The organism is Glutamicibacter sp. 0426 (genome assembly GCF_001906485.1).
Taxonomy (GTDB): Bacteria; Actinomycetota; Actinomycetes; order Actinomycetales; family Micrococcaceae; genus Glutamicibacter; species Glutamicibacter nicotianae.
This window is the reverse complement of record NZ_MPBI01000004.1, coordinates 285,264-309,580: the sequence shown is the minus strand read 5'-3', so window position 1 is coordinate 309,580 and position 24,317 is coordinate 285,264. Positions and strand designations below refer to the sequence as shown.

Here is a 24,317-nt window from a genome sequence, read left to right as displayed (position 1 = left end):
TTTTGCCGCTATTTTCCGGTATCCGCGGCAGATTCCGGGTGATCACCCTTCTGCGGGGCCTTCTTCTTGAAGTCGAGTTTCTTCGGATCCAGCTTCCGCGGATCGATTTTGCCGCCGAGCTTTCCAGGCTTCTTCGCCTCCGCCTCCTGGACTGGCGGTGCCGGCAGATAGGCATCGCGGTCTTCGGATTCCGGAGCTTCGGCAGGCTGCTCGGCTGGCGCAGCCTTGGCGCCGCGTGCCGGTTTCGCGGCCTGCGGGTCCACCAGGATCTGGTGCAGCCCTTCCTCTGAGATCCACTTGCGCAGCACCGAGTTGAACAGGATCGGGTTCTCGATGTTCCATTGGTGGTGCATGCCAGGGACCACGCGCGTGATCACCTGCGGGAGCTTGGCGCGCAGCGCCTCGAAGGATTTCTGCACCACCTTCGGCTCCTTGGCTCCGACCAGGGCCAGCACCGGACCTTGGTAGGAGTCGAGCTTCTCCGGAAGTCCCCCGGGATCCATCTCGTCCATGATGGCCCGCAGGTTCTCGGCCTTCAGTTTCACGCCATGCTCGGTGAACAGCTCCCGCTCGTCATCCACCATGCCGTAGGCTCCGGCCTGGAATCGCCAGTACCACTCGCTGCCGATGAGCTTGAGCTGCATCCGCTGGAAAGCCCTGGCCGCCTGGCCCACGCCGGTCACCGGTGTTCCGGTGATCATCACGGAGTCAACCAGTTCCGGATGCCGTGCCGCCACGTGCAGCGCGATGACGCCGCCGAGGGACATGCCCACCAGGTGCACGCCGCCTTCGGAAACTTCGTCGGCGATCAAGGCCGCGACGTCATCGGCGGCGGATTCCAGTCCTTCCCAGGTTTCCTCGAACCGGGCGCCGAAGGCCGGCAGGTGGAGGGTCAGGATGTTGTAGTCGCCAAAGGCCAGCACCTGCGGGTCCCAGCTCCAGTTGCCGACGTTTCCGCCATGGAGGAACACCAGCGTCTGCATCGAACGCTGGGCATCGTGATGCCGGCCGGGATGCACTTCGGGATAATCGGTGGCATCGCGTGATGCATCGCTTGTAGGGGTCTTGTTCTGGTCTTTGGCTGCAGTCATGGCAAGTACTCCAATACCGCGTCGAGCCATTCCAGCTCTGCGGCTTGTTGTCGGATTGCATGGTCAAGTGTGGCGGCCATCAGGAAGCTGCGACGATCCGCAGCGGCGCGCATGTCAATGCCTTCGCGCTGGGAGAGGTAGTCATCGAGGGTGTACTGCGTGGCTTGGCGGCGTTCCTCCAGCAGATTCTGGATCTCATCGCGCTCGAGTTCGGCGGCAAAGAACACCTGCCCCATGAAGGGGTCGCGTTCGGGAGACTGCACTGCCCCGGCAGAAAGCCACTGGGCCAAGGCCTCGCGTCCTGCTTCGGTGATGTGGTGCTCCTGGCGGTCCGGGTAGTTCGACTGCGCGACGGTGCGCACGGTGGCGTATCCCTTGTCCACCAGCTGCGCCAACGTGCGGTAGATCTGCGCCTTGTCCGCGTTCCAGAAGTGGTTGATAGAGGAGTCAAAGTGCTTCTTGAGCTCGTAGCCGGTCATGGGCGACAAGCACAGCAGCCCGAGAATCAATCGTGCCAAAACCATAGGGCAATCTTTTCACACATAGTTGATTTTGCACCCACTTCGGCCCGGCGTGTGGAAACTGTACCCAGATTGTGACAATTCCCTGGCTGCGCATGAAAATACCCCGGCCACTGGAATTCCAGTGGCCGGGGCGTTCCCAAGTGCGGATCTGCGGGAGAACCAGTTTTGCTAGGCGCTCAGGCGGGCCTTCAGGCCGTCGAGCTCGGCGCGCAGGGAAGCAGGCAGGGCGTCGCCGAACTTGGCGTACCATTCCTCGATGCCTTCGACTTCCACGGCCCATTCGTCCTTGTTCACAGCAACGGCCGCTTCGACGTCGGCTGGGGTGTAGCCTTCCAGGCCGGTCAGGTCCAGGGACTCGCCGGTCGGGACGTTGCCGATGATGGTTTCGCGGGCGTCAGCGGTGCCTTCGATGCGCTCGATGGCCCACTTGAGCACGCGCGAGTTGTCGCCGAAGCCTGGCCATGCGAAGCCGCCGTCAGCGGTGCGGCGGAACCAGTTGACCAGGAAGATCTTCGGCATCTGCTCCGGGTTGAGCTTGTCCGAGATCTTGTCCCAGTGGTTCAGGTAGTCGCCTGCGTTGTAGCCGATGAATGGCAGCATCGCCATTGGGTCGCGGCGGATCACGCCGGTTGCGCCGGCAGCGGCCGCGGTGGTCTCCGAGGACAGGGTCGAACCCATGAAGATGCCGTTGGTCCAGCTGCGGGCTTCGGTCACCAGCGGAATGGTGGTCTTGCGGCGGCCGCCGAAGAGGATCGCGTCGATCTTCACGCCGTTTGGCGAGTAGTAGTCGTCCGAGAGCATGTCGACCTGGTCGATCGGGGTGCAGAAGCGCGAGTTCGGGTGCGCTGCAGGACAGCCGGACTCCGGAGTCCAGTCGTTGCCCAGCCAGTCGGTCAGGTGCGCTGGAGCCTCGTCGGTCATGCCTTCCCACCAGACGCCGCCCTCATCGGTCAGCGCAACGTTGGTGAAGATGTTGTTGCCCTTGGAGATGGCGCGCATGGCGTTCGGGTTGGTGGACCAGCCGGTGCCTGGAGCCACGCCGAACAGGCCGTACTCAGGGTTGACGCCGCGCAGCTCGCCGTCCTTGCCGATGCGCATCCAGTTGATGTCATCGCCCAGGGTTTCGGCCTTCCAGCCTTCGATGGTTGGATCCAGCAGCGCCAGGTTGGTCTTGCCGCAGGCCGATGGGAAGGCCGCGGCAATGTGGTACGACTTGTTCTGCGGGCTGGTCAGCTTCAGGATGAGCATGTGCTCTGCGAGCCAGCCTTCATCGCGGGCCATGGCCGAGGCGATGCGCAGCGAGTAGCACTTCTTGCCCAGCAGCGCGTTGCCGCCGTAGCCCGAACCGTAGGACATGATGGCGCGCTCTTCAGGGAAGTGCACGATCCACTTGTCTTCGTTGCATGGCCATGGAACATCTTCCTGGCCTGGTTCCAGGGGTGCGCCGACCGAGTGCAGGGCCGGAACGAAGAAGGCGTTCTCGGCTTCCATCTTGCGCAGCACTTCATTGCCGATCTTGGCCATGATGCGCATCGAGGCGACAACGTAGGCGGAATCGGTGATTTCCACGCCGTAGGCAGGTACTTCTGCGTCCAGCGGTCCCATGACGAACGGGATAACGTACATGGTGCGTCCGCGCATCGAGCCATCGAACAGGCCGTTGAGCATGGACTTCATTTTGGTCGGGTCTTCCCAGTTATTGGTGAAGCCCGCATCTTCTTCCTTTTCGGAGCAGATGAAGGTGCGCTCTTCGACTCGGGCCACGTCCTTGGGGTCCGAGAAACCGGCGTAGGAGTTGGGGAAGTTCGGATCGGTCAGCTTGACCAGGGTACCGGCTTCAACCAGCTCGGCAGTCAGGCGATCATTCTCTTCGACAGACCCATCAACCCAATAAACACGATCCGGCTTCGTCAGTGCGGCAACTTCCTCGACCCAGGATGCCAACTTCGCGTGCGAAGTAGGTGCTGCGTCGATAACGTTCTGATCCGAGCTCGTGCTCATTATCCATTCCCTCCATTGGGCTGAACTTGCAATAAATCAAGGCTAGGGTGTGCTCGATGCCCGCGCCGTGTGATCGAAACCTCATGAAAGTGAAACCCCGGGGACCAAAAAGAGGAAACTCCCGTAATTCCGGGGGTTAGGCTAACCAGCGCACCCGCATTAAGTGACTAAGGTCACGTAGACCGGTACCCTTTCAATGTCTTCACATAACCTTCTGTTCACCTGGGCCCAGTAGCTTTGCCCGTCGATTTGTACAGCGCGAAATCGACCTGTATAGTTATTCGAGGTTCGTGAGAACGAGCTGGACAAAAGAATATGCGCCCATAGCTCAGCTGGATAGAGCGTCTGTCTACGGAACAGAAGGTCAGGGGTTCGAATCCCTTTGGGCGCACAAATTGAAATTCCCACTCGGTCGAGTGGGAATTTTTTGTTTCCCGCAAGGAATGAGCCGATGAACCACGTCGCCTTGGATGGCCAACTCAGCCTGTGCCCGTTGGAAATTGCCGACGCGCGGCAACTCGCCGAGGCCTACCGGCGCAATCGGCAGCACCTTCAGCCCTGGGAACCGGCCCGTCCCGCCGAGTTCTTTACCGAAGCCCATCAGGCGGCAAGCCTCGCCGCAGCCGCAGAAGCGCGGCGGAGCGGACTAGCCTTCCCTTTCGGACTCTTCGAGCACAAGAAGCTCATCGGTCGCTTCAACATCAGCGGCGTGGTCCGCGGCGCATTCCAAAGCGCCAGTTTGGGCTACTGGATCGATCATGAGCACACCGGCCGCGGCTTGGCTTCCCGGGCCGTGGCCAAATTGCGCACCGCTGCGCTCAACGACCTGGGGCTGCACCGGCTGGAAGCCAGCACCCTCCCCTACAATCGCGGGTCGCAGCGCGTTCTCGAGAAGAACGGCTTCGTCCGCATAGGGATGGCACCGAACTACCTGAAGATCGCCGGACTCTGGCAGGATCATTACCTCTACCAGGCGATCTTGCACGATTAGCAGGCTTCCAGCTCCGTCGATTCCGAAGTCGACTAGTTATTTTGTGAAACACCGCACTTTTGGCCGTTTTGGTTATTGCTCCCGGAAAATCTCGTGTAAAGTTATTCAAGTCGTCAAGACGGCAAGCAATTGAATAAGCGCCCATAGCTCAGCTGGATAGAGCGTCTGTCTACGGAACAGAAGGTCAGGGGTTCGAATCCCTTTGGGCGCACAAGTTGAAATTCCCACTCATTCGAGTGGGAATTTTTTTGTTATTCCTGCTGATTCAACGCAGGCACCGCGAGGGACTAGTGCGAGGCGCGCAGCACCAATTTCGTGTCCATGATGCTCCACTCGGGTACCTGTTCCCCGTTGATGCGCTTGATCAGCAGCTCCGCCATGATCTCGCCCTGGCGCTCCGGGTTCTGCGCAATGGTCGTCAACGGCGGGGTCGAGCTCCGCGCGAAGGAATCATCATCGACCGACGTGACCGAAATGTCCTCGGGAACTTTCACGCCGGCCTCGGCCAGGGCCTGCAGGGCGCCGAAGCCCATCTGGGCGCTGGCGGCAAACAGGCCGTCGACCGCGAGATTAGCATCCAGCAGCTGCTGCATGATCCGCCGTCCGCTCGCCGGGGTGAAGTCGCCGATCTCGATAGCTACAGGTTCCAGCCCGGCGTCCTCAACCGCCTGCCTGAAACCCACCAGCCGGTCCAGTCCCGCACCCATGTCCTGCGGCCCGGCAATCGTTGCCAGCTTGGTGCGGCCCTGGCCAATGACGACCTCCGTCGCCTGCCTGGCGGCGGCAATGTTGTCGATATCGACAACATAGATGTCCTTCTGGTCGGTGCTCATGGTGCGACCGCCATAGACCATGGGCAGCACGTTTCCGAGATCAGCATAGGAGCGGTCATCTGCGTGGTGCGAAAGCACCAGTGCGCCATCCACGTTGCCGCCTTGCAGGTAGCGGGTGGTCTTTGCCGGATCCGCTTCGGTGGACAGCAGCAAGGTGAGCATGAATTCGGTGCCGGCCAGGTACCGGGCCACGCCCTGGACCACCTTGGCGAAGTAGGGATCGGCAAAGAACTTCGCGGTGTTCTCGGGGACAACCAGTGCAACGGAATTGGTCCGGCCCTGCGCGAGGGAACGGGCAGCGCGGTTGGGCACATAATTCAATTCGCGGATCGCCAATTCAACGGCCTTGCGGGCCGCGGGCTTCACCCGATCCGAGCCGTTGACCACGCGGGAAACCGTGGCGCGCGAGACACCTGCGCGTTCTGCCACCAACTCTAGGGTCGGCTTCGGACTGCGCGCTTCGTGCATGCTCATGTTCTGTACCCAGGTGCCTTGCAGTAGTTCGTCGTGGAAACGCGATGGTGGCCCGCAGCACCGGCTGCGGGCTGCGGGCCACCATGCTCAGGTGTTATGCCATTGTACGGTTCGCGGCAATCAACCCCGCGTAGGTCCGGCCGCTATTCTTGATCGTCCGTTCCTGCGTCTGGTAATCGACGTGGATGATTCCGAAGCGCTTGGCGTAGCCCCAGGCCCATTCGAAATTATCCAGCAAGGACCAGAGAAAGTAGCCGCGGACATCCACGCCATCGCCGATCGCGCGGGCGACGGCATCGAGGTGGTTGAGGATGTATTCCTCGCGTTCGGTGTCTTCGATGGTTCCGGCCTCGGTGACCGTATCCGTGTAGGACGCGCCGTTCTCCGTGATGTACAGCGCCGGCATATTGCTGTAGTCGCGCTTCAGGCGGTTCAGCAGCACGCGCAGCCCCTCGGGATTCACCTCCCAGCCCATGGCCGTGCGCGGCAGGTCGCGGGCCGGGAAGCTCACGTACTCGCTGCCGACAAACGGCGAGGACTTCGGCGCATCGGTGGGCACGATGGCCGGCGGCTGGCCGGGTGGCAGCGGATGCCCCGAGACGTTGTCGTCGTGGTAGTGGTTCACGCCCAGGAAGTCGATTGGCTGCGCGATGATTTCCAGGTCCCCGGGCTCGATGGCTTCGGCCAGCCCCAGTCCCTTGACGTCCTCGAGCAGGTCTTCCGGGTAGGCGCCGCGCAGGATCGGATCCAGGTACATCCGGTTCCACAGCGCGTCGATGCGGCGCGCGGCTTCCAGGTCCACAGGATCTTTCGGGTCGTTCGGCACCGCGTTGGTCAGGTTCAGCGTGATGCCGATCTGCTCGGCGCCCAGTTCGCGCAGCCGGGATGCGGCCAGCCCGTGGGCCAGGTGCTGGTGGTGCACCGCGGCCAGCGCGGCCTCGGGCTCCTGGCGTCCCGGGGCGTGCTCGCCGGCGGCGTAGCCGATCAGCGAGGAGCACAGCGGTTCGTTGAAGGTCGTCCAGTGCTTCACCCGGTCGCCGAGCTTTGCATGCACCGCTTCGGCGTAGTCGAGGAACTTGTACGCGGTCTCGCGGTTGGCCCAGCCGCCGCGCTCTTCCAGGGCCTGCGGCAGATCCCAGTGGTACAGGGTCAGCCACGGCAGGATGCCGTTCTCCAGCAGCTCGTCGACCAGCCGCGAGTAGAAGTCCAGGCCCTCGGGGTTCACCGTGCGCCCGCCCGGAACGATGCGGGCCCAGCTGGTGGAGAAGCGGTAGGAGTCCAGGCCCAGTTCGCGCATCAGCTGCACATCTTCGCGGTAGCGGTGGTAGTGGTCCACCGCAACGTCGAGATTATCGCCGCCTGCGATGGCCCCCTGCTTGCGGGCGAAGGCGTCCCAGACGGAATCCTCCTTCCCGTAGGAGTGCGCCGCCCCTTCGATCTGGGCTGCCGCGGTGGCCGAGCCCCACAAGAAGTCCTTCGGCCATGCGAATTGCTGGGATAGGTGGTTCATCATCAGCCCTTTACAGCTCCTGCCATAATTCCGGATACAAGTTGCTTGCCTGCAAGAATGAAAAGCACCAGCAGCGGGATGGTCGCCATCAAGGCTCCGCTCATCACGATGGTGTAGTCAACGTATCGTGCAGACTGCAGCTGGCTCAACGCCACCTGCAAGGTCGGGTTCTGCGGCGCCACCAGCATCGGCCACAGGTAGTCGGTCCACGCGGTCATGAAGGTGAACAGCGACAGGATCGCCATCGCGGGCCGGGCCGCTGGAACACCGACATGCCAGAAGGTTCCGATCATGGAGGCGCCGTCCACTCGGGCAGCCTCGATGAGCTCGTCGGGGATATTATCCACCAGATACTGGCGCATGAAGAAGACGCCAAAGGCTGTCACCAGGGTTGGAATCATGATCGCTCCCAAAGAACCGGTCCACCCCAGTTCCTTCATCATCATGAACATCGGGATAATCCCGAGCTGAGTCGGCACCGCCAGTGTTGCAATGACAAAAACCAGCAGTCCCTGGCGCCCGCGGAAGCGCAGCTTGGCGAAGGCGTAACCGGCAAGGGTAGAAAACATCACCACCGAGAAGGTAATAACTGAAGAAACAATCAAGCTGTTACCCAGCGCAGCCCAGAACTCCACCGAGTCAAAGACCTCAGCCACGTTAGTCCAGAACTGTCCGCCCGGAAGCAGCGGTGGCCATGCCGAAGAAAAGACTGCACCAGTAGAAGAACCAATCACAAAGGAATACCACAGCGGATAGGTACTTCCGATAAGGAAGGCCAGCAGGATACCGTAGGTGAGAAATCCTGGACGCCGGTCGGCAGAAAAGTTCTTGTTTCGGGCCTGGCGCATCAACTTGGGTCTAGCAGTTGATTGCAAGGTAGCGTTACTCATCGTTGGCACTTTCTCTGAGTGAACCGGAAGGATGGGATTTGATACGTTTGGCTTTTCGGCCTGGAATCCGTCGAGGTCCGCGCTTATCTGAAGACGAGGCGATGGTGCCGGAGATCAAGAAGTTGATCACTCCGATCACGATGATGATCAAAAACAGCATCCAAGCCACGGCCGAGGCCCGCCCAAAGTCCCCGCGGTTGAAGGCCAGATCCCACAGATAAAGCACCGTGGTTTGATACTGCCGATCAGGTCCGCCCGGAACCGAACTACTGGGGTTAAAGAGTTTGGGCTCGGTAAAGATCTGTAAACCGCCGATGGTCGCTGTGATGATCACGAAGATCATGGTGGGACGGATACTTGGCAGGGTAATGGAGAAGAAACGGCGAATCATTCCTGCCCCATCGATCGCCGCCGATTCGTGTAATTCGCGAGGTACGGCCTGCATGGCCGCCAGCAAGATCAACGCGTTGTACCCAGTCCAACGCCAGTTCACCATGGTGGCAATAGCCATGTGGGAGGGGAACACATCGGTTTTCCAGGCAATCGTGTCCAGGTTCAGTGCACCGAGCAGGTTGTTGATCAGTCCGTATTTCTCGTCGAAGGCAGTGGAGAAGATCAGCGTGACAGCCACCGGAGTCACCACGTAGGGAACCAGCACGCTCATCCGCCAAAAAGTTTTGGCCCTGATATTTTGATCAAGCATCGCTGCGATGAAGGTGGCGACCACCAGCTGCGGGATCGCAGAGAGCAGGAAGATGCTGAAAGTGTTGAACAGCGAATTCCAGAACAGCGGTGAGGCTAGTTCTGCCTGGTAGTTTTTCAGCCCCACCCAGTCACCGGCTCCACCTAGCAGGTCCCAGTCGTTGATTGATACCACGAAGGTGTAGATCAGTGGGAAGAGCCCAACCAGCGCGAAGAGGATGAAAAAGGGCGAGATATAAAGGTATGGGGAGTACTTAAAATCCAGTCGGCCACGCAGGTGCTGGCGTCGCATTTTGCGTTCTGCCTTGGCTTCCTGCAGCCTTTCTGGGGTGGGCGTACTGGGTTTTTCGGCCCGTAGTTTCGGCCGTGACATGGGTGTCGTGGTGCTCATCGGTGTCTTCTTTTCTGCTGCAGTTGCGCTCTGTGGGGCCAGGTCAGTGATGAACGCTGACCCCACAGGGCGCTATGTCGGCCAATCCGATTACTTGATTTCCAGTTCCTGCAGCGTTGACAGAGCCGTGTTCCACGCGGTGTCCCCGTCAGTGCCCTTGTCAATGGCGATAGTTGCTGGACCGAAGACCTGCTCCTGAATCACCGAATCATCCGCGCCCTTGTACTGTGCCTTTACGCCCTCGGCACGGTTCGAGAGAATTTCACCGATCGGTGCACCATTGAAGAACTTGGTCAGGTCGTTCTCACCGGTCACAGCCTTGGACTTCTGTGCTTCGATGTTGCTTGGGAAGGCTCCTGCTTCTTCGAAGGAAGTCGCCTGCGAGGTGGCGTTGGTCAGGTACTGCGCGAGCTTGGCCGCCTCAGCGGGATGCTTGGAAGTGCTTGGCACCGTCAGGAATGCACCGCCCCAGTTGGCTGCGCCGCCAGGGAAGACATCGGCAAAGTCCCAACCGTCCGATGCGTCGCCACCGGCGCCTTCAACCTGACCCTTGACGTTGCCCAACATCCAGCCTGGGCATGGCATCACTGCGAAGGAGCCGTCGACAAATGCTTGTCCCTTGCCCCAGTCCCATTGGGTCTGCGCCGAGGACAGGCCCTTGGACGCTGCAGCCGACAGTTGATCCCACCGCTCACGCAGTGCCGTGTTTCCCTCAATGTTCAGTGAGCCATCAGCCTTGTAGTAGCCTTCATCGAGCTGGTTGACCATGGCGTTCCAGACGAAGCCGGACTGGTCATAGAAGGCCTTTTCGGTTTTCTTCACGTAGTCCTCGCCCACGGAGAAGAAGTCATCCCACGTCGAGTCGGCGCCGCCGAAGAGTTCTGCAACCTGTTCACGATCGCTGGGCAGACCGGCTGCCTTGAAGAGCTTGCTGTTGTAGCACAGGCCCATAGGTCCGATGTCGGTGCCGTAGCCGATGGTGCGACCATCGGCGTCGGTGGCCTGCTGTACTTTCCAGTCCACCCAGTCGCCGGCGATATCTTTGGCACCGTATTCGTTGAGGTCGGTGAAGCTATCTGAAACGGTCATGACTTGGCCGAGCCAGCCTTCTTCCACAGCTTGAACATCCGGCAGGCCTGCGCCCGCGGCTTGTTTGGTTTTCCAGTCGGTCAGTGCGTTGCCACCGGTGTCGATGTTGGTGGCTTCAATGGTGATGCCTGGGTTATCGGCTTCGTACTGCTTGTACAGAGAATCCAAACCCTGGGTGCCGAAGGTGGTGATGGTCAGGGTGACAGGATTATCCGCGGAGGCTGGCTGGGCGGCGTCCTTGCTATCGCCCGATGCGCAGCCTGCTGCGAGCAGGGCAATACTTGAGCTCAGGGCTACAACCTTGGCTAGCCGAGCTGTTTGTGAGGGGTTCACGGTGACTCCATTCAAGTCTTGTTTGTGCGAGTGAGGTGAGACCAACATATTTTGAGAGCGCTCTCAAAATGTGGCAAAAATATGAGGGTTCTTCCTGAACCCCATTTGCCATAGCAATGACAGCAACTCCGCTTAGCTATTTTGTGAGCGCTCTCACAAAACTTCTTCCATAATTCTCCACAATAGATTCTGCTTGTCAACCCTTAACGAAAGAATCGGCCAGACAACTGCCCCATTGGGAGTTGCCTGGCCGATAAAACTAGCTGAAACTAGCCCTTCTTGTTCAACTGCAATCCAACCAGAACCGGATCATGATCCGATGAACGGTACTGGTTCGAGCTAAACAGGTTGGTGATGTTGTAGTTGTAGCGGCTGTATTCATAGCCGACGGATTCGATGGCGTTGATATTCCAGATATCCTGGCCGGTGACCTTGGAAGCCAGCTCTGGGGAAGCCAGAATATGATCCAAGGAACCGCTCAGCCCACCATAAACGTAGCTCTGCGAGTCAGCCTTGGCACCGAGATCAACGTAGCCCGCCTCGGCGAGCACTCGAATTGGATCTTCGGCAGCGTAGGAATTGAAGTCGCCAGCGAGCAAGACCTTCTGGGTGTTGCGTGACTTCTTCAGCTGATCAGCAAAACTGACCAGCGCCTTAGCCTGATCTACTCGATCGGCGTTCCAGGCACCCTGGCCATCGCCGGAGTCAGCGTTGCCCGAACCGTCTTTCGGGTCTGAGCCCTTCGACTTGAAGTGATTGGCTACGACCACAAAACGAGTCTTCTGATTTCCGCCGACCTTCTGGAAGGCTTGACCCAGTGGTTCGCGCGCATTATCAAAGGCCTCGTCTTCGAGAATGACCGATTCGCCGATCGGCTTCACAGCTTTGTTGCGGTAGATGATCGCGGTGCGGATCACGTCTTCATCAGCCGGGGTAGCATCCGGGCTTGGGACAAATTTCCAGATCTTTGAACCGGCTGCCGAATTCAACTGATCAACCAGATGAGCTAGGGCAGCATCACGATCCTGACCAAAACGGGCCGAGTTTTCAATTTCTTCAAGTACCACGACATCCGCGGTAAATTTGCTCAACGCAGCAACAATTTTGGACTGCTGACGTTCAAAACTGGCCTGGTTGGCAGCTCCACGAGCGTCGCATCCTCGACGGACGGTCACTGGATTACCTTCGCGGTCCGAGTAGTAGCTGCAACCGGAAAGTTCATCGCCGGTAGTGGTGAAGTAGTTCAGTACGTTGAAGCTGCCTACGGACACGTTGCCGCCGACATCCTGTGGGGCACTATTATCGATCTGCTCAAAGTGCAAGGCGATATCTGCGTCATCGGAGCCGATCACCTGCCCCTGAGGCTGTAGTCGCCACAGGTCATACCGGTAGTCCAGAATCATCGGTCCGGTGAAAGTGGCTTCCGCTCCAACACTGACGCGATGGGCAGAATCAATATATGGCAGGGCAACGGTGGTGTTTTTGGCGGTGCTGAAATTCAAGGTGGCACCATCGTCCACCACGATCGAGCGCTGCTCGTTTTCTTTCCCTAACTCAGCGGCCTGCGCACTGCCCGGAGCAAAGACGTCGGTGGGCTGACGCAGCAGCTTTTCGCCTGGGAGGATCGAGCTTGTTCCCATGGCTAGGGTCAGTTCACCATATTGGTTCAGCGAATAGTTATCCGAGACAGTGAACTCACCCTGAGGTTCAATGAGCATGGATTCGATCTGCTCGCGCCCGGCTTCGTCGCTAGGCAAGGTGATGGCCAATGGCTTAATGCTTTCGGCCGGCTCACTCAGGGACTTCACACTCTGGGCTTTGATCTGGGTGAGCCCGTAGTACTCACTGACCGTTCCAGAGACCTGCAGGTGGTCCCCGACCTCAACTGAAGCTACATCGTCCGGGGCGTAAATGAACACCGCCGAGCTTCCTTCTGTTGGAATCTGTGCCCCACTACCGGCGCTTTGTAGGTAGAATCCGCGAATTCCACCCTCTGCATAGGCGGCGGTCACCACGCCACGCACGGTGGTCTTTTGGCCGACCAATGGGGAGGTATCCCCCGTACCTTGCACCTGCTCGATGGGGGTGATCTCCACCGTGTCAGCCTGAGCTGCGGTGAAGGTGGATGCAACAACAGCCCCGGACAGCAGAACTGCCGCAATACTGGTAGTTCGTCTCTTGCTCATAGTTTCCCTCGGTTGATGATCGTTGGGCGGTAGTCAGAACCGCCAATGGCGACTAGGCTTCGAGGTAATCAGAGCTCAGTGAACTACTCGTGAACTCCACACCGCGTTTATAAGGCTTAGCCAAGAACCATCCAAGAGCATCAAGCGGTTTACGTCTAGACGTGATTAAAGGAATATTTTCCCTATTTGAACTGACCGGTCAGTTCAATTAGTCTTGTTTTGTGCTTATCGCAGATTCAGTTTCCGTCAAGGGACGCCACGATTTACTGGTGTCCCCCACCTCGCTTCAAGTAACTCGCGGAGAGGTACACCTTGTGGTGGCCGACCCGCAAATCTCACGTACCGCCTTGGCCCTAGCCCTGAGCGGGCGCATGAAACCATCTACGGGGACCGTCTCGTGGGGTCACGCTGACTCCCTGAAAACCCTGCGCCAGCACACTGCCCTCCTGGATTCTCCAGAGGTCAACGAACCTGAATCACATATGAAGGTCCGCGATCTCATCGCCGAAGACCTCGCCCTTCTGCCGGGCCCGATCTGGAAAAAACCACGCAATAAAAAGTGGACGGCACTGCACGGATTCGATGATGTGGCCAAGGATTGGGCAGATTCCCTAGATCCCGCCCGCCGGTTGGAACTGCAACTTTTACTGGCCGCAGAAGACTCCCGCATCGAACTTATAGTCCTTGACTCCCCTGATCGCCACGACATGCAAGATGATGTCTGGCTGGATCTCCTGCTTGAATTTGCTGGCTCGAACCGCGCATTCGCGATCGTCGCCATTGTCAGTAACGCCCCTTACGAGTGGGATGGACCGATCACTTACCTGGGATCCAACGAGTACGAAGAATTTGAATCACCGGAAGAAGCCACCGCGCTCATCTCCGGAGAACCTCTGGTTGAAGAGCCAGAAGAACCCGAAGAAGTAGAAGAGCCAGAAGAGCCCGAAAATTCTGAAGCGCCTGCAGAACTAGAGGAACCCGATAAAACAGAGGTTTTGTCGCAAGAATCTGTTCAAGATGAGCTGGATCTAGACGTTCCAGAAACAGTGGAGCCCAAGTCCGCGGAGCAAGAATCCACACCGGCAGAACACAGCGACGCAGTACCAACTGTCGCAGAGGATAGCGACGCGAAGGAAAAAGAATGACCACTTTGCAACTTGCGCTCTCCGAGCTAAAGCGCATGACCCGTGGCACCCTGCCAAAGCTGGCGCTCATCGCGGTGACCTGTGTACCTCTGCTTTATGGTGCCCTCTACCTCTACGCCAACTGGGACCCCCAGGGAAACTTAGACAAGGTCACCGCGGCCGTCGTTAATCTCGATGACGGCGGGGAAAAGGACGGCAAATTCACCCGTGTCGCCGACGATGTCGTTGAGAACCTCGAAGACGATGGAACCTTCAGCTGGGCGCATCTCGATTCGAGAGACGAAGCCGCCGACGCGGTGGCCAGCGGCAAATACGCCTTCGCCCTCGTTCTACCCGATAATTTCACCGCTGCGCTGCTGTCCCCCGGCGACTTCAAAGATGCCAGCCAGGCCAATATTGAGTTGCTGACCAATGACGCGAATAACTTCATGGTCTCCAACTTCGCACGGACCCTGACCACCTCGGTGCGCACTTCGGTCTCCGAAGAAGTCGGCACCGAAACCGCGTCGGCGATGATCGCCGGCTTTGTAGACATTCACAGCTCTATGGATAAAGCCGCGGACGGCGCACAACAGCTCTACGACGGCACGATCACCCTAGGTGATGGCATCGTGACCCTGGCCGATGGCACCACCAAGCTTGTTGATGGCAGTAGTGAACTCTCCGACGGTGCTGTCCAGCTCAAGGATGGAACCAGCGAACTTTCCAGTGGCCTTTCTCAGCTGGTCACAGGTCAGAAGAAACTGCTCGATGGCAGCAATTCTCTGGCCGATGGCACCGGAGAGCTAGCCACCGGTGCAGATACGCTCAGCGATGGTTTGAGCGCCATGAAATCCAAGACCAAGACCCTGCCAAGCTCGGTCAAACAGCTCAACGATGGCGCCCAGAGCGCCAAGAGCGCTGCCGACCAGTTGGCCACCGGCGCACGTCAAGTCGCCGATGGAAATAAGCAGCTCTCCGACACCGCCGATGACGCCATCTCGGTGATCAACGAGCTGCAGGACGAAACCGACAAGCAACTGCAGAACGTCAAGACCGATACGCAGGCCGAGCTGGACAAGCTGGTGGCCGACGGTGTGTTGACCCAAGAGCAAGCAGACACCATCAAGTCCAAGGTCAGCGATAGCGTGGAGAACTCGACGCTGAGCAACACCTTGAAGAACAAGGTGGACAAGGTCAACACCGGCCTTGCAGGACTGCAAGATAACCTGCACACACTCTCGGATGGTGCCGACAAGGTCGCCGATGGTAACGAACAGCTAGCTACCGGTCTGGGCACCCTTGCCCAGGGCACCAAGACGCTGAACGCTGCGGTACCAAGCCTCGTGGACGGAATTTCCTCGGCCGCTGACGGCTCAGCGAAACTTGCCACCGGCGCGGACAGTGCCCACGACGGTGCCAAGCAGTTGGCCGAAGGCCAGAAGTCCGCACTGACCGGTGCGACCCAGGCCTCCGAGGGTGCCAAGAAGCTGGATTCCGGAGCCGGTTCCCTGGTGACCGGCGCCGACCAGCTCCACAGCGGTTTGGTCCAGCTTTCCGATGGTGTCGGCGATCTGTCCGACGGTACCACCAAGCTCCAAGATGGCTCCAACGAGCTGGCCACGGGCCTGGATGACGGCGTCAAACAGGTTCCTAACCCCGATAAGAAGACCAGTGAAGAGCTCTCCGATGTGATCGGTAACCCGGTGACGGTGGAGAACACCAAGCAGTCCGAAGCCCAAGTCTATGGTGAGGGTCTAGCCCCATTCTTCATGACGCTGGCGACCTTTATCGGTGTACTGATCCTCACGCAGGTGATGCGCCCCATTACCAAGCGCGCACTGCTGTCCAACGGCAGCAACTGGAAGATCTCGCTCGGTGGTTGGATACCATTCGCGGCCGTTGCCGTGATCCAGACCAGCTTGCTCTACGCAGTGGTGCACTTCGGACTGGGTCTACACACGGCGCACCCATGGATGGCATGGTTCCTTCTGGTACTCGCCGCCCTGTGCTTCAGCGCCCTCATCCAAGGCTGCTTCGCCCTGCTAGGAACTGCCGGCAAGTTTGTGGTGCTCGTCTTGATGGTGCTTCAGCTGGTCACCGCCGGCGGTACCTTCCCGTGGGAGACCCTGCCAGCGCCATTGCACTTCCTGCACCAGATCTTGCCGATGGGTAATGTGGTCGTCGGACTGCGTCACCTGGTGTACGGAGCGGAATTGAATGTGCTCTCCGCGGTCGCAGGCTCATTGCTCATCTACACCGCCATTGGACTAGTCTTGAGTATGCTTGCGGTACGCAAGAACAAGACTTGGCGCCTGGCAACACTGCAACCGGAGCTGAAAGAATGACAACGCTAACCGGCCAGCGCCGCCGCGTGCGCGCCACGGATTCGAAGGAAAAGCTCTTCGAAGCGGCCATGAGGCTGCTCGGTTCGCGCTCCCCCGAGTCCGTCTCGGTGGACGAGATCGCCGCGGCCGCCGGCGTTTCCAAGGGCACCGTCTACTACAATTTCGGTTCCAAGGACGAGCTGGTCAGCCAGCTGCTCAGCTACGGCGCGCAGAAGCTCATGGGCGAACTGGCACGCGTTGCTTCCGCGGAAGACCCCTACCTGGCGCTGCGCCAGATGCTGGAATTCGCCATGGATTTCGTGGCCAGCTACCCGGCCTTCGCCCATCTGTGGATGCAGGAGCAGCTGGATGCCGACACCGCCAATGCATTCGCCGGGACCCCGCTGAATACGCAGGTGACCGGGCTGATCATCGAGGTCCTCGAACGCCTCGTGGTGCTCGCCCCGGAGCAGAAGCTGTCGGTAGCCACCAGCATTTTCGGCGCCGCCTTGTTCACCGCCCGCATGCGCGCCTCGGGACGGACCGATCTGGACCGCGAGCAGACGGTGCGCGCCGTGCTGCTCACCGTGGACGGGCTGCGTGCCACCCGTCCACCAGCCAGCAATTAGGCCCGCGCTTCCCAGCTGGCGGTTTCGCTGATGCCCGGCAGTTCGCCGCTGAAGATCAGCACCCCGGGATAGTCGTTGAGCAGTTCGGCCACCGTGGCATAGGCAGCATCGGGCAGGCGGGCCAGCAGCGAATCGAGCACCAGCAGCGGCGGTTCGCGCAATAGCGCCCGCGCCACCAGCAGCGAGGCCTGCTGCGCGGAATTCAGCGGTTCTCCGCCCCGGCGCAAGCGGGTTTCCTCCGCATCGGGCAGGTGGGCCATCTGCAGCCCGCAGGTTTCCGCCAGTGCCACTGCCTTGCGCAGCGACGCGCCCGGATGGCGGTAGCGCAGCGCGCGGGCAACGCTGCCGCGCTCGGGAACCATGGACTCCAATGCGGCGCCGATCAGCTTGCGGCGGCCGGTCGCAGGCAAATCCTCGCTTCGCCCCTCGGCGATCCACACCCCGGCCTGCGGGTCGGCGTCATGAGCCAGGCTGCCGGTGGCGATGGCCGCGAGCAATGCGGCGCAGTCCCCCTGGTTTCCGCGCACCGCGATGCGCTGCCCGGGCTGGGCTCGCAGCATGGGAAACTTCCCGGCCATCGATTCCGGAAGCTGGATGCGCACTGAGGACGGCTGGAGCATCAGCTCCTTCGCATCGCGGGTGCTCGCCGGCGATGCTTCGCTGGCCTGCCAGCGTTCCTGCTCGGCCAGCAGCGGCGCGATGATGCGCCGGCCGGCCTTGTAATTCTGCCGGTACTCCACCACGCGGCCCCACTCGCCCAGGGTTCCGGCGCAGATTCCCATCAGCGTCAGCGCGGTCGCCACGGCGGCTGCCGGAAGCTGTGCCTGCGCGGCCGCGGCCACGAGAAGCGCGGTACCCAGCAGCGGAATGGCCAGCGCCCCGCCGCGCAGGGCCGCGGCGAACCGGGCGCGATGCACCGACGCGTCAATCACCTTCTGCGAGGTGTCCTGAACCCTTTGCACTTCCCGCTCGATGCCGCCCCCGGCGGCAATCGCGGTCCGCGCGGCCACGGTATCGGCAATGCGCGCAGCCAGGTTCCCGCGGTGCCGGCGCAGGGTCCGGGCGCTGAGGAACGTCCCGCCGGCCAGGCCCGCCAGCAGGATGCCTTCCAGCACCAGCGTCGCGCCCAGGCTGAGGGCCAGCAGCGGATGCAGGAACCACAGCCCCGTGCCGCTGACGATCAGCAGCGGCAGGCCGGCCACCAGCGGGACCATGCCCTGCACAATCCAGTTGCGGATCGAGGACAGGTCGTTGGTGGAGCGGGCAATGGTGATGCCCATGGACGGGCCGCGGGCGCTGCGCAAAGCGTGGGCCACCAGCCCGCGGCGCAGCTGGGCCACATAGTGCTGGCCCAGCTTCTCGGCCAGCACCCGTTCAGCGTATTTGGCCAGGAAGAAGCAGCCCACCAGGCCCAGCACCGCGGCTAGCGCCCCGGCGCTGAGGCTGGCCGAGAGCTGCCCGATCAGCCAGCCAATGGCAATCGAGAGCAGGCCGGCGAGAATGCCTAGGCTGAGCAGTCCGGCCAGGAGCATCCGCCGGCCGGGCGCCACCAGTGGCGGCAGGCGCTCGGGCTGGGCCACCGGCGCGGCGGCGGTCTTCTGGTCCAGCATTGCGGCTCCTAGCGGGTTGGCAGCAGCGCGGCGGCAACCTCGGCCTGGCACAGGTCGAAGGTCCCGATGACCGGGGTGGCCAGCTGCGCCTGGGCTTCCTTCGCGGCCAGCGGGGAGGCGGTGAGCACTCCGGACACCGCGGCAACATCCAGGCCTGCTTCGCGCAGGATGCGTTCGCCGGCCAGCGCGCCCAGCGCGTCCTGGGCGCTGAACAGCACGCGGTCCACGTGCTCGGAGAAGACCGGGTCGAGCAGCAAGCGGGAGGTCTCGCCCTGGAACAGGCCGTCGGCGATCTCGATGACCACTGCGTCCGCGCCGGTGGCGCTCTGCTCGCGGATCATCGCCACCAGCAGGTCGCGGACGGTTTCGTAGTCCAGGCGGTAGGTGGTCGGGAAGCCGAAGTCGGTGAAGTCGCAGACACTGAAGGCGCCGGCATCGGTGAACAGGTCCGGGTCGTTGCCTGCTCCGGTGCCGGTGGCCTTGCCTGCGGCAACTGCCATGCCGGAGTTGACCAGGCCGTTGACCAGGCATCCGAGCGTGGTGGACTTGCCGGAGTTCATCGAGGTGCCCAGCACCGCGATCACCGGCGGGCGCTGGGCGCCGGCCTGCGCCGGGCGCGGGGAATCGTCCTCGATGCCCAGCGGTGCGAAGTCCGCCAGGTTCACGACCTTGCCGTGGCGCATCAGCAGGCCGGTTGGCTGCAGCTGGGTCGCCATGTCGATCGAGGCGTGCTGCTCGATGACTTCGCTGGCGACGCCGCCGCCGGCCACCAGCTGGCAGGGGCCCAGGTTCTGCGGCACATGGGCAAGGAACTGGTCCGGTGCGTAGCGGTCGCCGTAGGCGACCATGATCTCCTGGCCGACGAACATCAGCTGGCGGCGGGAAACCGGGGACTGCAGGCGCGTGTGCTTGCCCAGCTCGGTGACGGTGGCAATCACGACGTCGCCGGCACGAGGCGCCATGTTCGCGCGGCGCACGACCTGGAAATCCTGGGGGTTGCGCTGCAGCTCGGCTGCGACAAAGCGGGTGGTGTAGGCGGCGCGGATGGTGCGAGCACGCTGTGCATCGATCTGCTGCTGCACTTCATTGCGGGCTGCGGTGGTCTGCGTTGGAAGCGATTCTGCGATGATGGCCATTTGCCTGTTCCTCTTTCACTGTTTCCGGCCTGCGTTTGCCGTGCGCCGGTGCTGGCTGTGCTGCCAACGATTCCTAGTGAAACGAGCAATAGTGAACTCAAAGTGAACGGTTCATGAGACGACGAGGTGGATTCGATGAGAGGGTTATCATCTGCTTCTCATACATCCAGATCATCACTTATTTACATGCTGACTAGTGCGTTAGAAAAATCTTGATGAGACTTCTCTCATGCAGGCCGAGGTGCGGTGAAATGCGTGACGCGCGCATCACGGGCATCCAAATGCGAGTACGGGTGCGAAGTTTCCAGCACCGTGGTTCCCAGGGTCGGATAGTTCATCGCCAGCTCGTAGACGGCTTCTTCATCCGAGTCCATAGCGGCCAAGCGCAACGCCAATTCCTGCAGCACCGGCTGATGCCCGATCACCAGCAGGCAGCTGACCGTATCCGGGACCTCATTGATGATGGAGCACAGCTGGGAGACGCCCGCGGTGAAGATGCGCGAGTCGATGTAGGGGGTTGGACCCTTTTCACCAAGCTCGGACAGCACCCACGCGCAGGTGGCGCGCGCACGCAGCGCATCGGAGCAGATGATGTAGTCCGGGATCAGGCCATTCTCTACAAGCCAGGCTCCGGCGGCGGGAGCCTCGCGGTGGCCGCGGGCTGCCAGCGGCCGGTCGTGATCCGCGACGCCTAGCGGGTAGTCGGCCTTGGCGTGGCGCATCAGAATGAGCTTGCGGGAGTGAATGGTGTTCATTGTCCAAGCTTAAGACAGCAGTGGCGGGCAAACCGAACCCGGTTTGCCCGCCACTGCTGGCAGCAACTGCTAGATGGAGTATTCCGGAGCAGCCCAGACGACCACTTCTGGGTGCTCGTAGAAGCGGTAGCCCTGGCCGCGCACGGTTCGCACGGTGTTGGCCAGGCGTCCCAGCTTCGAACGCAGGCGACGGATATGCACGTCGATGGTGCGTTCATTGGGGACTTCTTCGGCGTTGCGCCACAGGTTTTCCAGCAGCTCTTCACGGCCTACGGTGCGGGTGCCGTTTTCCACGAGGAAGTTCAGCAGCTCGAATTCCTTGAAGGTCAGGTTCAGGGTTTCGCCATCCAGGTAGACTTCGCGGCGCGAGAGGTCAATCAGCACACCCGATGGGCGCGGGGTGGACGGGCGGGCTTCAGCGCGAGGCCGACGGGAAATCGTCGGGTCGCCCAGTGCCTGGCGAACAACATCGATTGGCTCGCCCTGCGCACTGGTTGGTGCCAGCGCTACGGCGGCGTGGGTCTGTGCCTGCGGCGACAGGGTGGCCAGGAAGGCGCGCACCTGGGTGGCAAGCTTGCCCAGCGAGGTGCCCTGCGCCTGGGCTGCGGTTTCATCCAGGCCTACGTAGAGCACGAAGCCGCGTGCTGAGGTATCGGCGCTCGGCTGGCCGGTTGGCTGCACTGGAGCCTGAGCTGGCTGATGCGATGCATCACGAGTTTCATGAACATTGGAAACTGCGCGCAGTGGGCGATAGCCCGCTGGTGCATAGTTGCCAGAAGCTGCACGCTGGGCAGCTGCTGCGCGGTTCTGCGCATTGCGAATTGAAACGTGGACGTATCCGGAACCAGCCGACATAATCTTTTTCCTCTTTTAGTGCGAAGGCCAAGTGGTTTGGCGCTCATGCTTCGGGTTTTGCTTGCGCTGTCCGCGGCCTTCGTCCACGTTCAGCAGTTGGGTTTCCCGTCAATAACACCCAAAATCCGGATTGCGAATCACTCGCAATTCGATCTGGACGCCAAGGACGCCGAGCATTCGTTGAGAACAATCACGGGCAATTCGAGGTCGTTATTCGAGGTGCCTTTGCTGTTCTGCGCCGTACTCACACCTCTAGTTTCCTCGTAACATTGACAACTTGCAAGTAACAATGGACACCCATGTCCACATAGTGAGACGAATGTTTCCAAACGTGACGCACGCCACTTTAGGCAATTCTGGACTGTCTAAGCGCTTAACTAAACAATATGCTCAAGCTATCAATTGAACTTCGTCATTTCGCCTAGTCCATTCAGAGGCCTGAATATCCATTCATCACTCCCGCTTGTCCACGCTTCAATCATTCGTCGTTCTTAGGGGTTGACCAAATTAACCACTATCGGTTTCGGTTTTCTCCGCATAAAATCGACTTGCAGTCATAGCTTGCACACAGCAAAAACATATTCTCGGCCCATGGCAATAGGACAAGCTGATAAACATGAATGAATCTCGATTTTCACCTTCGCAATTGCCTCGGCTGACCCACCCTGACGGCACGGCAATCAAAGTTCTCGTGGTCGATGATGAACCTTCGCTGGCAGAATTGGTCGCCATGGGAACCCGCATGCTCGGCTGGGAAGCCACGATGGCCCACGATGGGCCGGAAGCCGTGGCGACCGCCCGCTCCTTGGCCCCTGACGTCCTGGTCCTCGACTGGATGCTGCCCGGATTCGACGGCCCGGAAGTGCTGCGCAAGGTGCGCACCCATTTCCCGGAGATCCCAGTTCTCTTCCTGACCGCCAAGGACGCGGTCGAGGATCGCATCGAAGGCCTGGGCGCGGGTGCAGACGACTATGTCGCCAAGCCTTTCAGCCTCGAAGAGGTCTTGATCCGGTTGCACCGTCTCGTGGAACGTTCAGGCGCGGCCACCGCAGATTCCGCTGAACTAGTGGTCGGCGACCTGGTGCTGAACATGGACTCGCACGACGTATCGCGTGCAGGCCGCGAAATTTCGCTGACCGCCACCGAATTCGACTTGCTCAGCTACCTGATGAGCAATGCCCGCCGAGTGGTGTCCAAGTCGCAGATCCTGGACAACGTCTGGCACTACGATTTCGACGGGCAGGCGAACATTGTCGAGTTGTACATCTCGTACCTGCGCAAGAAGATCGATGTTGATGCTGAGCCGATGATCCATACCGTGCGTGGTGTCGGCTACGTGCTGAAGCCGGCTGCATGAGCTTCTTTTCCCCGAATACCAGGGTGAGCTCGCCGCACGCGCTGCAGCGCAAGCTGCTGCTCATCCTGCTGACCTCGGTCACCGCAGTATCCGTATTGCTCGGCCTGCTCTACAACGCCGGCATGCGCCAGACGTTGATGGACCAGCTCAACAGCCAGCTGCGGCTCACCACCGAACGCGCGCTGAATTATTCGCAGGGCGCGCCAGCGGTGAACTCCCGGTTGGATGCTCCGGGCCAGTCAGCCGGCACGCTGACCGCCCGATTCGTCGACAAGTACGTCTTCAACGGCGGCGTGCTCGATGAACGCACCGGCGAACTGAAGCAGCTGAGCCAGGAAGACGCCATCCCGATGGTGGATCTCGAATTGAGCACGCTGCGTGCCGGCGGGCAGTTCAAGCCGGTACGCGCCCATCTGACCGTGGGTGACTACTACCTGGTCGCAGTCAAGGACTCCGGCTCCAACGGCATCCTGATCGTCGGCTTGCCCCTGCACGGCACCGACCTGGCGCTGCGCGGCATGGCGTGGCTGACGCTGTTCATTGCCTTGATCCTGATCGCCGGTGCAGGCCTGGCCGGCTCATGGCTCATCTCGCGTTCGCTGGCCTCGCTCAAGCGTGTGGCCGCCGTGGCAGGTTCGGTCGCCGCCGAAGATCTCGATTCGGGCAAAGTGGACCTGACCCAGCGCGTGCCTGCACGCGATGCCATCCCCGGCACCGAGGTGGGCAATGTCGGCAATGCGCTGAATGCGATGATCAGCAACGTCGCCACCGCACTGACCGCCCGCGAGAAATCCCAGGCCCAGATGCGCCAGTTCGTCGCCGATGCCTCGCACGAGCTGCGCACGCCGCTCTCGGCGATCCGTGGCTACACCGAACTGCTCTCCGCTACCGAGCATTTCTCTCCTGACGGGCAGCGCTCGGTGGATCGGGTGCTGCAGCAAAGCAGCCGGATGAGCTCGCTGGTGGAGAATCTGCTGCTGCTGGCCCGTCTGGATGAAGAGAATGCTTTCAAGCGCAGCAAGATCGATTTGTGCTCGCTCACCGCGGATATCACCGAAGACTTCAAGCTCACCGCGAGCGACCACCATTGGGAGTTCGACTGCCAGGCGCCGCAGACCTTCGTCTACGGCGATTCGTCCTCGCTGCGCCGGGTGATTACCAATCTCCTGGCCAATGCACGCAAGCACACGACCGCCGGGAACACCGTCACCGTATCGGTGGACCGCGACGAGGACGCCGATGAAGCCGTCATCCGGGTGCACGACACCGGCGAAGGCATTGCCCCCGAATTCCTGCCCCGGGTATTCGAGCGTTTCACCCGAGCCGACAAGGCGCGTTCTGGCTCCGATGGCACCACCGGGCTGGGCCTGCCGATCGCCAAGAGCATCGTCGAAGCCCATGGCGGCAGCATTACGGTGGCGTCCACGCCAGGAGACACCGTCTTCGAGGTCCGCCTGCCACTGGACGAACCCGAAACCGATGAAGAAACGCCGGAGGCTGCGGTGTAAT

19 protein-coding genes and 2 tRNA genes are annotated in these 24,317 nt (G+C 60.8%); 8 read left to right on the top strand and 13 right to left on the bottom strand.

The genetic code is table 11. The features are described 5' to 3' along the window. Positions 1-8: 8 nt before the first annotated feature. The 3 genes from BKX98_RS12525 to BKX98_RS12515 form a co-directional block, all read right to left on the bottom strand. Positions 9-1,091 carry an alpha/beta fold hydrolase gene (locus BKX98_RS12525; RefSeq protein ID WP_073707472.1) on the bottom strand — a complete coding sequence of 361 codons (1,083 nt, stop codon included), beginning with the start codon at positions 1,089-1,091 and terminating at the stop codon, positions 9-11. Next, positions 1,088-1,615, bottom strand: coding sequence for a PadR family transcriptional regulator (locus BKX98_RS12520; RefSeq protein ID WP_038993803.1), 528 nt, complete (start codon positions 1,613-1,615; stop codon positions 1,088-1,090). The genes BKX98_RS12525 and BKX98_RS12520 overlap by 4 nt, the downstream gene beginning before the upstream one ends. Positions 1,616-1,783: 168 nt before the next feature. Further along, a complete protein-coding gene (locus BKX98_RS12515; protein ID WP_073707471.1) occupies positions 1,784-3,616 on the bottom strand; it encodes a phosphoenolpyruvate carboxykinase (GTP) in 1,833 nt (610 codons plus the stop codon). A gap of 317 nt (positions 3,617-3,933) precedes the next feature. Between BKX98_RS12515 and BKX98_RS12510 the strand changes: the two genes are divergently transcribed. The 3 genes from BKX98_RS12510 to BKX98_RS12500 all read left to right on the top strand — a co-directional run bounded on the left by BKX98_RS12510 (position 3,934) and on the right by BKX98_RS12500 (position 4,818). Next, positions 3,934-4,007 (top strand) — tRNA-Arg (locus BKX98_RS12510). 60 nt (positions 4,008-4,067) lie between these two features. Next, positions 4,068-4,607, top strand: a complete 540-nt coding sequence (locus BKX98_RS12505; protein WP_073707470.1) for a GNAT family N-acetyltransferase — start codon at positions 4,068-4,070, stop codon at positions 4,605-4,607. A 137-nt stretch (positions 4,608-4,744) separates the two neighbouring features. Then, positions 4,745-4,818, top strand: a tRNA-Arg gene (locus BKX98_RS12500). Between the two features lie 76 nt (positions 4,819-4,894). On the opposite strand, the gene BKX98_RS12495 is transcribed toward BKX98_RS12500, so the two are convergent. The 6 genes from BKX98_RS12495 to BKX98_RS12470 form a co-directional block, all read right to left on the bottom strand. After that, complete coding sequence (locus tag BKX98_RS12495; protein ID WP_038990245.1) at positions 4,895-5,914, bottom strand: LacI family DNA-binding transcriptional regulator; 1,020 nt, start codon at positions 5,912-5,914, stop codon at positions 4,895-4,897. 94 nt (positions 5,915-6,008) lie between these two features. Next, on the bottom strand, positions 6,009-7,427 hold the full coding sequence (locus BKX98_RS12490; protein ID WP_083586855.1) for a GH1 family beta-glucosidase: 1,419 nt from the start codon (positions 7,425-7,427) through the stop codon (positions 6,009-6,011). Then, positions 7,427-8,272 (bottom strand): carbohydrate ABC transporter permease, encoded by an 846-nt coding sequence (locus BKX98_RS12485; RefSeq protein WP_073707469.1) that lies wholly within the window; start codon positions 8,270-8,272, stop codon positions 7,427-7,429. The genes BKX98_RS12490 and BKX98_RS12485 overlap by 1 nt, the downstream gene beginning before the upstream one ends. Before the next feature lie 34 nt (positions 8,273-8,306). Beyond that, a complete protein-coding gene (locus tag BKX98_RS12480; RefSeq protein ID WP_121866123.1) occupies positions 8,307-9,407 on the bottom strand; it encodes a carbohydrate ABC transporter permease in 1,101 nt (366 codons plus the stop codon). 90 nt (positions 9,408-9,497) lie between these two features. Next, complete coding sequence (locus BKX98_RS12475; RefSeq protein WP_233125376.1) at positions 9,498-10,829, bottom strand: ABC transporter substrate-binding protein; 1,332 nt, start codon at positions 10,827-10,829, stop codon at positions 9,498-9,500. Between the two features lie 269 nt (positions 10,830-11,098). Continuing rightward, positions 11,099-13,015 carry an ExeM/NucH family extracellular endonuclease gene (locus BKX98_RS12470; protein WP_073707467.1) on the bottom strand — a complete coding sequence of 639 codons (1,917 nt, stop codon included), beginning with the start codon at positions 13,013-13,015 and terminating at the stop codon, positions 11,099-11,101. 221 nt (positions 13,016-13,236) lie between these two features. On the opposite strand from BKX98_RS12470, the gene BKX98_RS12465 reads away from it, so the two are divergent. The 3 genes from BKX98_RS12465 to BKX98_RS12455 are packed head-to-tail and all read left to right on the top strand — an operon-like array spanning position 13,237 to position 17,095. Beyond that, positions 13,237-14,160: an ABC transporter ATP-binding protein gene (locus tag BKX98_RS12465; RefSeq protein WP_143181114.1), complete on the top strand. Its 924-nt coding sequence runs from the start codon at positions 13,237-13,239 to the stop codon at positions 14,158-14,160. After that, on the top strand, positions 14,157-16,487 hold the full coding sequence (locus BKX98_RS12460) for a YhgE/Pip domain-containing protein (protein ID WP_073707465.1): 2,331 nt from the start codon (positions 14,157-14,159) through the stop codon (positions 16,485-16,487). Before BKX98_RS12465 ends, BKX98_RS12460 begins: the two co-directional genes overlap by 4 nt. Then, positions 16,484-17,095: a TetR/AcrR family transcriptional regulator gene (locus tag BKX98_RS12455; RefSeq protein WP_073707464.1), complete on the top strand. Its 612-nt coding sequence runs from the start codon at positions 16,484-16,486 to the stop codon at positions 17,093-17,095. Before BKX98_RS12460 ends, BKX98_RS12455 begins: the two co-directional genes overlap by 4 nt. Here BKX98_RS12455 and BKX98_RS12450 read toward each other — a convergent pair. From BKX98_RS12450 to BKX98_RS12435, 4 genes are all read right to left on the bottom strand, one after another. Continuing rightward, positions 17,092-18,705 carry an ABC transporter ATP-binding protein gene (locus BKX98_RS12450; RefSeq protein WP_073707463.1) on the bottom strand — a complete coding sequence of 538 codons (1,614 nt, stop codon included), beginning with the start codon at positions 18,703-18,705 and terminating at the stop codon, positions 17,092-17,094. The genes BKX98_RS12455 and BKX98_RS12450 overlap by 4 nt on opposite strands. Positions 18,706-18,713: 8 nt before the next feature. Beyond that, positions 18,714-19,841, bottom strand: coding sequence for a DUF1611 domain-containing protein (locus BKX98_RS12445; protein WP_073707462.1), 1,128 nt, complete (start codon positions 19,839-19,841; stop codon positions 18,714-18,716). Between the two features lie 227 nt (positions 19,842-20,068). Continuing rightward, positions 20,069-20,596 carry a histidine phosphatase family protein gene (locus tag BKX98_RS12440; RefSeq protein WP_066144017.1) on the bottom strand — a complete coding sequence of 176 codons (528 nt, stop codon included), beginning with the start codon at positions 20,594-20,596 and terminating at the stop codon, positions 20,069-20,071. Between the two features lie 69 nt (positions 20,597-20,665). Further along, positions 20,666-21,451 (bottom strand): winged helix-turn-helix domain-containing protein, encoded by a 786-nt coding sequence (locus tag BKX98_RS12435; RefSeq protein WP_066144014.1) that lies wholly within the window; start codon positions 21,449-21,451, stop codon positions 20,666-20,668. 616 nt (positions 21,452-22,067) lie between these two features. Between BKX98_RS12435 and BKX98_RS12425 the strand changes: the two genes are divergently transcribed. After that, on the top strand, positions 22,068-22,808 hold the full coding sequence (locus BKX98_RS12425; RefSeq protein WP_038992352.1) for a response regulator transcription factor: 741 nt from the start codon (positions 22,068-22,070) through the stop codon (positions 22,806-22,808). Further along, positions 22,805-24,316: a cell wall metabolism sensor histidine kinase WalK gene (locus BKX98_RS12420; protein WP_073707460.1), complete on the top strand. Its 1,512-nt coding sequence runs from the start codon at positions 22,805-22,807 to the stop codon at positions 24,314-24,316. Before BKX98_RS12425 ends, BKX98_RS12420 begins: the two co-directional genes overlap by 4 nt. The last annotated feature ends 1 nt before the right edge of the window (position 24,317 follow it).